Annotated in this window: 6 protein-coding genes and 1 tRNA gene; all 7 read left to right on the top strand. The window is 73.9% G+C overall.

Annotated elements, in window-relative coordinates; genetic code table 11:
- The first annotated feature begins 220 nt into the window (after positions 1 to 220).
- Entirely contained in the window at positions 221 to 3,058 is a 2,838-nt protein-coding gene (gene topA / locus KUM32_RS05965) for a type I DNA topoisomerase (protein ID WP_217140738.1), read from the top strand.
- Positions 3,059 to 3,191: 133 nt separating this feature from the next.
- A complete protein-coding gene (tmk, locus tag KUM32_RS05970) occupies positions 3,192 to 6,563 on the top strand; it encodes a dTMP kinase (protein ID WP_217140739.1) in 3,372 nt (1,123 codons plus the stop codon).
- Positions 6,564 to 6,709: 146 nt separating this feature from the next.
- On the top strand, positions 6,710 to 7,915 hold the full coding sequence (locus tag KUM32_RS05975) for a DNA polymerase III subunit delta' (protein WP_217140740.1): 1,206 nt from the start codon (positions 6,710 to 6,712) through the stop codon (positions 7,913 to 7,915).
- A gap of 125 nt (positions 7,916 to 8,040) precedes the next feature.
- A complete protein-coding gene (locus KUM32_RS05980) occupies positions 8,041 to 9,666 on the top strand; it encodes an alpha/beta hydrolase (protein ID WP_217140741.1) in 1,626 nt (541 codons plus the stop codon).
- A gap of 124 nt (positions 9,667 to 9,790) precedes the next feature.
- Positions 9,791 to 9,867: transfer RNA gene (locus KUM32_RS05985), tRNA-Thr, on the top strand.
- A gap of 182 nt (positions 9,868 to 10,049) precedes the next feature.
- Positions 10,050 to 11,315, top strand: a complete 1,266-nt coding sequence (locus KUM32_RS05990; protein WP_217140742.1) for a Clp protease N-terminal domain-containing protein — start codon at positions 10,050 to 10,052, stop codon at positions 11,313 to 11,315.
- Positions 11,316 to 11,394: 79 nt separating this feature from the next.
- Complete coding sequence (locus tag KUM32_RS05995; RefSeq protein ID WP_217140743.1) at positions 11,395 to 12,999, top strand: histidine kinase; 1,605 nt, start codon at positions 11,395 to 11,397, stop codon at positions 12,997 to 12,999.
- The last annotated feature ends 3 nt before the right edge of the window (positions 13,000 to 13,002 follow it).

Here is a 13,002-nt window from a genome sequence, read left to right on the forward strand (position 1 = left end):
CGCGCTCCGGATACACGCATCGGGGTCGATGGGCACTCCGGGCGGCAGGAACAGGGTTCGTCGGGTTACCGTTCGAGTGGCCGTTGCGGGCTTTTCCCGTTTGACACGGGGGCGGGAGGTACCGTCACACTCCGCAGCGTCACGACCGAAAAGCAGTGCCACCCGACCCCGGGACCACCGCCTGGGGAGGCCCCAGCGTCGACCGGAGAGAAGAGCGAAGTTGTCCCCGACCAGCGAGACCGCGAAGGGCGGCCGCCGACTCGTCATCGTCGAGTCGCCTGCCAAGGCGAAGACGATCAAGGGCTATCTCGGCCCTGGCTACGTCGTCGAGGCGAGCGTCGGGCACATTCGCGACCTTCCCAGCGGCGCGGCGGAGGTGCCGGAGAAGTACACCGGCGAGGTCCGCCGCCTCGGTGTGGACGTCGAACACGACTTCCAGCCCGTCTATGTGGTCAACGCCGACAAGAAGTCCCAGGTCAAGAAGCTCAAGGACCTGCTGAAGGACTCCGACGAGCTCTTCCTCGCCACCGATGAGGACCGCGAGGGCGAGGCCATCGCCTGGCACCTCCAGGAAGTCCTCAAGCCGAAGATCCCGGTCAAGCGCATGGTGTTCCACGAGATCACCAAGGACGCGATCCGGGCCGCCGTCGCCAACCCGCGCGAGCTCAACCAGAAGCTCGTCGACGCCCAGGAGACCCGCCGCATCCTCGACCGCCTCTACGGCTACGAGGTCTCGCCGGTCCTGTGGAAGAAGGTCATGCCGAAGCTGTCGGCGGGCCGCGTCCAGTCCGTCGCCACCCGCCTCGTCGTCGAGCGGGAGCGCGAGCGCATGGCGTTCCGCTCCGCCGAGTACTGGGACCTGACGGGCACCTTCGCGACCGGCCGCGCGGGGGACGCCTCCGACCCGTCGTCGCTGGTCGCCCGCCTGCAGACCGTCGACGGAAGGCGCGTCGCGCAGGGCCGCGACTTCGACTCCCTGGGGCAGCTCAAGGGCGCGAACACCCTCCACCTCGACGAGGCGAACGCCCGGGCGCTCGCCGCCGCGCTGGAGAACACGCGCTTCGCCGTCCGCTCCGTCGAGTCCAAGCCGTACCGCCGCTCGCCGTACGCCCCGTTCCGTACGACGACGCTGCAGCAGGAGGCCAGCCGCAAGCTCGGCTTCGGCGCCAAGGCGACCATGCAGATCGCCCAGAAGCTGTACGAGAACGGCTACATCACCTACATGCGTACGGACTCGACGACCCTGAGCGACACGGCGATCACCGCCGCCCGCGCCCAGGTCACGCAGCTGTACGGGGCCGACTACCTCCCGGCGCAGCCGCGGACGTACGCCGGCAAGGTCAAGAACGCGCAGGAGGCGCACGAGGCGATCCGCCCCTCGGGCGACCGCTTCCGGACACCGGCCGAGACGGGACTCACCGGCGACCAGTTCAAGCTCTACGAGCTGATCTGGAAGCGGACCGTCGCCTCCCAGATGAAGGACGCGACCGGCAACAGCGTCACCGTGAAGATCGGCGGCGCCGCCTCCGACGGCCGGGACGTCGAGTTCAGCGCGTCCGGCAAGACGATCACCTTCCACGGCTTCCTGAAGGCGTACGTCGAGGGCGCCGACGACCCGAACGCCGAGCTGGACGACCGCGAGCGCCGCCTGCCGCAGGTCGGCGAGGGCGACGCCCTGACGGCCGAGGAGATCACGGTCGACGGCCACGCCACCAAGCCCCCGGCCCGCTACACCGAGGCGTCGCTGGTCAAGGAGCTGGAGGAGCGCGAGATCGGCCGCCCGTCGACGTACGCGTCGATCATCGGCACGATCCTGGACCGCGGCTACGTGTTCAAGAAGGGCACGGCACTCGTCCCGTCCTTCCTGTCCTTCGCCGTCGTCAACCTCCTGGAGAAGCACTTCGGGCGGCTCGTCGACTACGACTTCACCGCCAAGATGGAGGACGACCTCGACGCCATCGCCCGCGGCGAGGCGCAGGCCGTGCCGTGGCTGCGACGGTTCTACTTCGGTGAGGGCGCGGGCGGCGGCGCGGCCGACGCGGGCAACGGCGACGGGGACCACCTCGGCGGCCTCAAGGAACTCGTGACCGACCTCGGCGCGATCGACGCGCGCGAGGTGTCGTCCTTCCCCGTCGGCAACGACATCGTGCTGCGCGTCGGACGCTACGGCCCGTACGTCGAGCGCGGCGAGAAGGACTCCGAGAACCACCAGCGCGCCGACGTGCCCGACGACCTGGCGCCCGACGAACTGTCCGTCGAGCTGGCCGAGGAACTGCTCGCCAAGCCGAGCGGCGACTTCGAGCTGGGCACCGACCCCGCCACCGGCCACACCATCGTCGCCAAGGACGGCCGCTACGGGCCCTACGTCACCGAGGTGCTCCCCGAGGGCACCCCGAAGACCGGCAAGAACGCCGTGAAGCCGAGGACGGCCTCGCTGTTCAAGTCGATGGCGCTGGACACGGTCACCCTGGACGACGCCCTGAAGCTCATGTCGCTGCCGCGCGTCGTCGGCACCGACGCGGAGGGCGTCGAGATCACCGCGCAGAACGGCCGCTACGGCCCGTACCTGAAGAAGGGCACGGACTCGCGGTCCCTCACCTCCGAGGACCAGCTCTTCACGATCACGCTGGACGAGGCGCTGGCGATCTACGCCCAGCCCAAGCAGCGTGGCCGGGCCGCGGCCAAGCCGCCGCTGAAGGAGCTGGGCACCGACCCGGTCAGCGAGAAGCCCGTCGTCGTCAAGGACGGCCGCTTCGGCCCGTACGTCACCGACGGCGAGACCAACGCGACCCTGCGCTCCGGCGACAGCGTCGAGGAGATCACGCCGGAGCGCGGCTACGAGCTGCTCGCCGAGAAGCGCGCCAAGGGCCCCGCCAAGAAGACGGCGAAGAAGGCCGTCAAGAAGACCACCGCGAAGAAGGCCCCGGCCAAGAAGGCGGCGGCCACCAAGAAGACGGCGGCGGCGAAGACGACGGCCGCGAAGAAGACGGCCGCCAAGAGCACGACGAAGACGACGGCCGCCAAGAAGGCGACCGCGTCGAAGGCGTCGGAGGAGTGACCCCGGCGCGCAACCACTGAGCGCCGCATCCGCTCTTCGCGAAACGAACGCCCCGGCATCATTTCGATGTCGGGGCGTGCGTACGTTCGGCCGGGCACGCCGGGCTGTCGGTGACGACCGATAGGCTGAACGCATGACGCGAGCCGACCAGCCAACGGCCCCTCACTCCGCCCCGGACGACGCCCTGGTCGCGGACTCCCGCGAGCGCGCCGTCCGCGCCCTGCTGCGCCGTCCGCAGCTGAGGCGGTTGTGGAGCGCACAGCTCGTGGGGGGTGTCGGCGACATCCTCGCCCTGCTGGTGCTGGTCCTCCTCGCCGTCCAGGCCGCGATCGGCGCGGGCTCCTTCGGCGGTGGCTACCGGGGCGTGGCGTTCGCAGTGGCGACCGTTTTCGGCGTACGCATCCTCGCGACGCTGCTCTTCGGCGCCGTGCTGCTCGGGGCCCTCACCTCCCTCACCTCGCAGGACGGCCCGCTCGACCGCCGCTGGACCATGGTCGGCGCCGACGGTCTGCGGGCCGCGCTGCTCATCGTCGCGCCGCTGTGGATCGACTGGACTCCGGACGAGGCCCTGGCCGTCCTCCTGGTGACCGTCTTCCTCTCCGGCGTCGCCGAGCGCTTCTGGACGGTGTGCCGGGAGAGCGCGGCCCCCGCGCTGCTGCCGGCGCCGCCCCTGGAGGGCGCGACGGTACGACCGCTGCCTGACCACATGGACGCGCTGCGCCGCCTGTCCCTGCGCACGAGCTTCGTGGCGATCCCGCTCGCCGGCGTCCTGCTGGTCGTCGCGGGGTTGCTGAACAACCTGCTGGGGGCCGGCGTCGACTGGTTCGCCGAGCACCAGGCGGCGCTCGGCTCGTACGCCGCGGCCGGGCTGTTCGCCGCCTCGCTGTCCGTGCTGACCTTCCTGGAGCTGCCCGGCCTCCGCACCCCCCGCGCGCGGTCGCCGCTGGAGGGCGTGCGCCGGCCGAAGAGCGGCGCGAGCGTCGACAGGGGCCGCACCGGGGTGCTGCCCCTGCTGGTGCTCGCCTGCGCGGCGGTCGCCATGGTGGTGGCCGCCGCGGTCGCCGTGGCGGTGCTGCACGCCAAGGACCTGGGCGGCGGACCCGTGCTGTACGGGCTGATGGTCGGCGCGCTGACCGGCGGGGTCGTCGTCGGCATCCGTACCGCACCCGCCCTGCTGCCGTCCCTGTCGCGTCGGCGGCTGCTGGCCCTGGCGATCGCCTTCGCCGGCGTCGCCCTGCTGGCCGCCGGGCTCGTCCCGGACGACACCACCGTGCTGCTGCTCCTCGCGCTGGCCGGTGTCGGCGCCGGCGTGAGCGCGAACACCGGGCACGCGCTGCTCGACCAGGAGACCGAGGACCACCGGCGGGCGCGGACCACCGAGCACCTGCACGCGGTCGTCCGGGTGTGCGTGGCGCTCGGCGCGGTGATCGCCCCCGTGATGGCGGCGGCGATCGGCCCGCACCGCCTGGAGAACGGCAAGTTCGTCTTCGCGCACGGCGGTGCCGCGTTCGTCCTGATGCTGGTCGGCGCGCTGCTGCTGCCGGTGGCCGCGCTGGTGCTGGCCAAGGTCGACGACCGCTCCGGGGTGCCGCTGCGCCATGACCTGCGGGACGCGCTGCTCGGCGGCGACGACCCGGTGCCGACGCCCGCGGCGAACGGGTTCTTCATCGCCCTGGAGGGCGGCGACGGCGCCGGGAAGTCCACCCAGGCCGAGGCCCTCGCCGAGTGGATCCGGGGCAAGGGGCACGAGGTCGTGCTCACCCGTGAGCCGGGAGCGACCCCGGTGGGCAAGCGGCTGCGGTCGATCCTGCTGGACGTCTCCAGCGCCGGACTGTCGCACCGCGCGGAGGCGCTGCTGTACGCCGCCGACCGCGCGGAGCACGTCGACACGGTGGTCCGGCCCGCTCTGGAGCGCGGCGCGGTGGTGATCTCCGACCGCTACATCGACTCCTCGGTGGCCTACCAGGGCGCCGGCCGTGACCTTTCGCCGACCGAGATCGCCCGGATGAACCGCTGGGCGACCAACGGGCTCGTACCGCACCTCACCGTCCTGCTGGACGTCTCGCCGGAGGCCGCGCGCGAGCGGTTCACCGAGGCGCCGGACCGGCTGGAGTCGGAGCCCGCCGAGTTCCACGCGCGCGTGCGCTCCGGTTTCCTGACGCTGGCCGCGGCCGACCCCGGGCGCTACCTCGTCGTCGACGCGAGCCAGGAGCCCGAGGCCGTCACCACTGTCGTACGCCACCGGCTCGACCAGGTGCTGCCGCTGTCCGAGGCGGAGGTCAAGGCCCAGGAGGAGGCGCGCCGCAAGGCCGAGGAGGAGGCGCGGCGCAAGGCCGAGGAGGAGGCCGCGCGCAAGGCCGAGGAGGAGCGCCTGGAGCGCGAGCGCCTCGAGCAGTTGGAGAGGCTGCGCGCCGAGGAGGAGGAGCGCAAGCGCCGCGAGCTGGAGGAGGCGCAGCGGCGGGAGGCGGAACGGCAGGCAGAGGAGGCCCGTCAGCGGGCCGAGGAAGCCCGTCGGAAGGCCGAGGAGGAGCGGGCACGGCTCCTCGCGGAGGAGAAGGCACGAGCCGAGGAGGAGGCGCGGCGCCGGGCTGAGGAGGAGCGGCGTCGCAAGCAGGCCGAGGAGGAGGAACGGCTGCGGGCCGAGGCCGAGGCCCGGCGCCTGGAGAAGCAGCGCAAGGCCGAGGAGGCCCTGATGCGGGCCGAGGAGGCACGCCGGGCGGCGGAGCAGGCGGCCGCCGCGGCCGCCGCCGGTCCCAGGCCGACGGCCCCTCCCGCGGCGGACGCGCCCCGTCCGGCGCCGGCCGCCGCCCCTTCGGACGCGGTGACCGTGCCGACACCGGTCGTGTCACCGGCGGACACCTCCGGCGGCTCGGTGGAGGACACGACGGTACTGCGGCCGGTGCGGGACGACCGTGACGCCGACGACGGTACGCGTGACGCCGACGCCGACGACGGTACGCGTGACGCCGGTCCCCGCACGGACGCGCGGGGCGACGACGGGCGGACGGCCGGGGCGCCCGCCCCGTCCGAGTCCGAGGTGACGGCGGAGCTGCCGAAGCCGCCGGTCCCGCCGAGCGCGGCGGAGGAGACGGCGGTCCTGCCGGCGGTGGATCCGGGGGCCGCGGAGGAGACGGCGGTCCTGCCGCCCGTGACACCGGGGGACGCCGACGAGACGGCCGTGTTGCCGCCCGTGCGCGGGGACGACCCCGTCGACCGGGTCCCGGTGGACTACTTCCGCAAGGAAGACCCCGCCGTCCGGCCCGACCGCTTCGTCGAGCCCGAGGACCGCACCCGCGAGCTGCCCCAGATCGACCCCGGGGCCGTGGCGTCCCGCAGGCACCGCTCGGACTGGGCCGAGGAGACGCCGCTGGACGACCTGCCGTCCCTGGCGGACGAGCTGCTCGGACCGCGTGACGACGGCCGGGACGGTGGCCGGGACGGCGGTCAGGGCAGCGGGGGCGACGACGACGGAGGACGCCGGGGAAGGGGCCGGGGCCGCCGCTGAGCGGCCCGTCGCCGGCCCGCCGCCGTCGCCGGCCCGTCCCGTCGGCGCCCGTTGTCAGTGGGGGCCTCCACAATGGATGGCGCGGCGCGGACGATGCGGCGGCGCGTGACGGAAGAACGGCGTGTGACGGAAGGACGGCGTGACCCATGACCGTGTGGGACGACCTCGTCGGGCAGGAGACGGTGAGCGAGCGGCTCGCCGCCGCCGCCCGGGACGCCGACGCCTTCGTCACCGCCGCCGCGGCCGCCGGACCGCTCCCCGAGGCGTCGAGCATGACGCACGCCTGGCTGTTCACCGGACCGCCCGGCGCGGGGGTGACGCAGACGGCGCGGGCCTTCGCCGCCGCGCTCCAGTGCGTGAGCCCCGACCGCGCGCTCGGCGGCGTCCCCGGCTGCGGGTTCTGCGACGGGTGCCACACGGCGCTCATCGGCACCCACGCCGACGTCAGCACGGTGGCCGCAGTCGGCGCGGAGATCCGCGTCGGGGACATGCGGGACACCGTCCGCAAGTCGTTCACCTCGCCGGCGAACGGCCGCTGGCAGATCATCCTCGTCGAGGACGCCGAGCGGCTGAACGAGAGATCCGCCAACGCCGTCCTCAAGGCCGTCGAGGAGCCCGCTCCCCGCACGGTGTGGCTGCTGTGCGCCCCGTCCGTCGAGGACGTGCTGCCCACGATCCGCTCCCGCTGCCGCCACCTGAACCTGCGCACGCCGTCGGTCGAGGCCGTCGCCGACATGCTCGTACGCCGTGAGGGCATCGAGCCGGACGTCGCCGCCGCGGCGGCCCGTGCCACCCAGGGCCACGTCGACCGGGCCCGCCGCCTGGCCACCGACCCGGCCGCCCGCGAGCGCCGGGCCGCCGTGCTCAAGCTGCCACTGCGGGTCGACGACGTCGGGGGCGCGCTCAGGGCGGCGCAGGAGCTGGTCGACGCGGCGGCCGCCGACGCCAAGGAACTCGCCGAGGAGAGGGACGCCAAGGAGACCGAGGAACTGAAGGCGGCGCTGGGAGCGGCCCAGGGCGGCCGGCTGCCGCGCGGCACGGCGGGCGTGATGAAGGACCTGGAGGAGGACCAGAAGCGCCGCAAGAAGCGCACGCAGCGCGACAGCCTGGACCTGGCGCTGGCCGAACTCACCGCCTTCTACCGCGACGTTCTCGCCCTCCAGCTCGGCTCCCGGGTGGCGATCGCCAGCACCGACGCCGAGGACGCCCTGGAGCGTCTTGCCCGTGACAGCTCTCCGGAGTCCACGCTCCGCCGCATCGAGGCGATCGCCGCCTGCGGGGAGGCCCTCGACCGCAATGTGCCGCCGCTGCTCGCGGTGGAGGCGATGACGATGGCGCTCAGAGCGGGCTGAGCCTCCGGGGACGGGGGAGACCACGGGAGGGGCCGGGAGACCGGGAGCGGTTGACGGCGTAACTCGTACGAGCCACGTCGGGCACGCACCGCATCGGGATGATCGCGGAGAGTTACGCTCGCTGGATGCACTCAAGGCGCACACACCGCAGGACACGCATCGGCGGCCCTCGTACCGGAGCCACGCTTCTCGCCGCCGCGTTGCTCGCCACCGCATGCTCGGCCGGGGGCGCGTCGACGTCCGCCGGTTCGGCGGCGGAGGCGGCGCAGGCCGCCGGGTCGACGGAGGCGGCGAAGACCACTCTGGCCGCGCTGCCCGAGGGCACGCCCTCCGAGCTGTCGCCGTACTACGAGCAGAAGCTGAGCTGGCGCGACTGCGGTGTCCCCGGCTTCCAGTGCGCCACCATGAAGGCCCCGCTCGACTACGCGAAGCCGGCCGAGGGGGACGTCCGGCTCGCCGTGGCCCGCAAGAAGGCCACCGGTCCGGGCGAGCGGCTGGGCTCGCTGCTGGTGAACCCGGGCGGCCCGGGCGGCTCGGCGATCGGCTACCTCCAGCAGTACGCGGGCATCGGCTATCCGGCGAAGGTCCGCGCCCGGTACGACATGGTCGCGGTCGACCCGCGGGGCGTGGCCCGCAGCGAGCCCGTGGAGTGCCTCGACGGCCGCGAGATGGACGCGTACACGCAGACGGACGTCACTCCGGACGACGAGCGCGAGACGGACGTGCTGGTCGACGCCTACAAGGACTTCGCCGAGGGCTGCGGAGCGGACGCGCCGAAGCTGCTGCGCCACGTCTCGACCGTGGAGGCGGCCCGGGACATGGACGTACTGCGGGTGGTCCTGGGCGACCGCAAGCTGACCTATGTCGGAGCCTCGTACGGCACGTTCCTGGGGGCGACGTACGCCGGTCTGTTCCCGGAGCGGGCGGGCCGCATGGTTCTGGACGGCGCGATGGACCCGTCCCTGCCCGCCCGGCGGCTCAACCTGGAGCAGACGGCGGGCTTCGACACGGCGTTCCGGGCCTTCGCCGAGGACTGCGTACGGCAGCCGGACTGCCCGCTCGGCGGCCGGGGCACCTCCCCCGACCAGGTCGGCAGGAACCTGAAGGCGTTCTTCGCCAAGCTGGACGCGCGGCCCGCCCCCACCGGTGACGCGGACGGCCGCCGGCTCACCGAGTCCCTCGCCACCATCGGCGTGATCGCGGCGATGTACGACGAGGGCGCCTGGCAGCAACTACGCGAGTCGCTGACCTCGGCGATGAAGAAGAACGACGGCGCGGGCCTGCTGGCCCTGTCCGACAGCTACTACGAGCGCGAGGCCGGCGGGCGCTACAGCAACATGATGTTCGCCAACGCCGCGGTGAACTGCCTGGACCTCCCCGCGGCCTTCTCCTCCCCGGACGAGGTGCGCGACGCGCTCCCCGACTTCGAGAAGGCGTCCCCCGTCTTCGGCGAGGGCCTCGCCTGGGCCTCCCTGAACTGCGCGTACTGGCCGGTGGCGCCCACGGGGGAGCCGCACCGCATCGAGGCCGCCGGCGCCGCCCCGATCGTCGTGGTCGGCACCACCCGCGACCCGGCCACCCCGTACCGCTGGGCGCAGGCCCTGGCCGGCCAGCTCGCCTCCGGCCGCCTCCTCACCCATGAGGGCGACGGCCACACCGCCTACGGCCGCGGCAGCGCCTGCGTCGACTCCGCGATCAACACCTACCTCCTGGACGGCACCGCACCGGAGGACGGCAAGCGCTGCTCGTAACCGGGCCACGCCCGCCCTCCCGCCCCGGAGCACCGGAACCCCGGCCTCCGGGGCGGGTACGAAGCACCCCGCGAAACTGTGTAGACTTACCGACGTTGCTGATCGCACCATGGGTGCGCAGCGCGCCGCCTTAGCTCAGATGGCCAGAGCAACGCACTCGTAATGCGTAGGTCTCGGGTTCGAATCCCGAAGGCGGCTCCACTGGAGACCCGCAGGTCAGATCTTTCTGGCCTGCGGGTCTTTTTTTGTTCCGTCCGTCCGATGACCGGACGCCGGGTGTGGCCGGTCGGATCGCGGGTGTGGCCGGTCGGCCGACGCGGTGGCGGGAGGGGGGCGCCTAGCGTCGTTCGAAGCAGACCGACGCGGTGCGAGGAGGACGCTCGATGGAGCAGCGAGGGGCGATGGGGGCCCATGCCGGTGCGATGGCCGGGGTGACCACGGAGTTCGAGCCGGACGTCATGGACCTGCTCGTACAGACGATGCGCCGTGCCGACAGGAGCGGGTTGCCGGCCGTGGGGACGGACACCCTGCTGGGGGAGCTCGTGATGGGGGACACGGACGCGGGAGCGGCGATCGCCCCGGGGATGCGGAAGGCCGGTTCCCTCAGCGGCCGGATCCGGGGTCACGCGGGCGAGGGCTGGGCGAGGGACGACGAGGTGCACGGTGCGCCGGTCGTCGCCGATCGGCAGGTCGACGAGGCGGAGGTCGACGCCGCCTGGCGTGAGGCGTGGTGGCGGCATGGGCTTGGACGGCGCGGACCGGCCCCGGAGAGCGGGCGGGTGCCGCCCCGGATGACCGGGGCGATGCGTGCCTGCCTGCTGCTCGCGCTGCGGGCGGCCCGTGCCGAGGGGACGGTCTCGGTGCGGTGCCGGCATGTGGCCCGTGCCCTGCTGGAGGTGCCGGACAGCAGGGCGGGCGAAGCCCTGCTGCTGGAGCGGCTGGACCCGGCCGCCGCGGCGACCGCGCTCGACCGGCTGGACGCCGCCGCCCCGGCGGAGACCGAGGGGGTGGAGTCCCGCGGCGTCACCCTGCTCCGCCGCGCCGGGACGCTGGGCAAGAGCGGTAACCGGCTCACGCGGGCGCTCACGTCGTGGACCTCCGGCGCCGGCCTGGACGGCTCACCGTTCCTGTTCGCGGTGTCCGTCGAGGCCGTGCGGCAAGCGGTACGGTGCGGGCGCCTCGCGGCGGAGCCGGTGGATCTGCTGCTGGGGATACTGGCCCTGGACCGGGCCCTGTACGTCGCCGGGCGCTCCCTCCCCGCGAGTCTGGCGGACGCCAACGCGGCTCCGGAGCTGCTGCGCCGGCACGGCGTGCGGCAGGACGCTCTCGTCTCCGCGGCCGCGGCGATCCCGTCCGCCGGCATACCCGGCGCACCGGGTGGTGACGACGGCGGTGATGCCGGGGACGGCGACGACGACCCTTCGCCGCTGACCGCCGCCGCCGACCGGATCAAGGCCGTCGCGCGGCTGACCGCCGCCGAGCACGGTTCGCCCACGGTCGGTACGGTCCACCTGCTGTCCGCGCTGCTCGACGAGCCGGCGCCGGACGGGGACGCCGGGTCCGGCGGCACGGTCGTACGGCTGCTGGCCGCCGAGCAGGTGGACGTGGCCGCGTTGCGGGCGGAGCCGGCCCTCCGGGCGGCCGTGTGACCCCCGGGGCACGCCCTGCGATGAACGGCGCGGCTACCGTTCCTCCCTCAAGACGCACGGTGGCGAGCAGGAGTTGGTCATGAGTCGGTTGTCCGAGGCCGCACGGCCGTCGCGCCCGTCCGGACATCCGGGACGCACGACGGCCGGCATATGGGGGGCGGTCCGCCGGGAGGTGGCCGGGGGCTGGAGCGGGGTGCGTGCCGCGGGGCGCCGTACGGTCGTCGTCGAGGCCCTGCTCTGTGCCCTGACGGCGGCCCTCGGTCTGGTCCCGCTGCTGCTGGTGCCCCCGGAGCGGCCGGTGACGGCGGTGCTGGAGGCGTTGTGGGCGGCGCTGCTCGTCCCCGCCCGGCGCGGGGCGCCGGTCGCGGCGGTCCTGGGCTCCGCCGTGCTGGTCGCGGGCGACAACGTGTGGTCGCTGGTGGTGCTGCCGCTGATCGTGCTGTCCGCCACCCGCCGTATCGCACCGCCGCGGCGCGCGTGGCGGACCGTGGGGGCGGCCTGCGCCGTCGTCGGTGTCCTGACCGTCGCCGACGCCCTGGTCCGGTCCGACGCGCTGCCGGTGGCGCTGGCGGGCACCGCGCTCTCCGTGGTCCTGCTTCTGCTGCTCCCCGCCCTCTCCGGAACCCTGCTGGGGCGTCGGCGGCCCCTGGTCAGCCTGTTGCGGGAGCGCAACGCCTATCTGGAGCAGGCCCGCACGCTGACTGCCGCCGCGGCCCGGATGGAGGAACGGAACCGGATCGCGGGAGAGATGCACGATCTCCTGGGCCACCGTCTGAGCCTGATCTCGGTGCACGCCGGGGCCCTCGAGTTCGCCGCCGCGCGACAGGCGCCGGCCCTCGTCGCGCAGGCCGAGCTGCTGCGCACGACCGCCGGTACGGCCATGGAGGAACTCCGCGAAGTCCTCGGGGTACTGCGCCACGCGGACCTGGCGGACCCGGCGGACCGAGCCGGGGACGAGCGGGGGACGCGGGAGGACATCACCGCCCTCGTGACGGAATCCCGGCAGACGGGCAGTACCGTCCAGCTGGACTGGGCCGTGCCCGACACGGTCGAGGTGGGGCTCCGCACGCGGCAGGCGATCCACCGGGTGGTCCGCGAAGGGCTGACGAACGTGCTGAAACACGCGTCCGGCGCGCCCACCAGGGTGGAGGTCAGGGCCACGGACAGGGGGGTCGGGGTGTCCGTCACCAACGAGGCACCGCGTGCTGCGGTCCACTCCCACGGGGGGACCCACAGCGGGCTGGCCGGCTGTCACGAGCGGATCGCGTTGCTCGGCGGGACGTTCGAGGCGGGCGCCCTGGCGGACGGTGGGTTCCGTCTGGCCGCCTGGCTGCCCGTCCACGGGCACCGGTCCCTCGACGGCACCGCGCCGGGAACGCCGCTCCTCACGTCCGGCGGCGCGGGGGATCCCGGCGGCGGAGGGCACCTCGTGGAACCCCCCGGCCACGTCGGTCACCCCGGGCCCCCCGGTCACCCTGGGCCCCCCGGTCACCCTGGGCCCCCCGGTCATCCCGGACCCCCCGGCGCCCCCGGCCGCCTAGGGCCGTCAGGAGCCCGTGCCCCGCTGCCCGACGAGATCCTGACCTGGCCGCGTGTCCTGGGATCGGGCTGCGCGGCGCTGCTCGTGGTCCTGCCGACGGCGGGATTCCTCATCGTCCTGCTGATGATGGCGGCTCTAAGATGAGCT

The organism is Streptomyces sp. AC627_RSS907 (assembly GCF_019049165.1).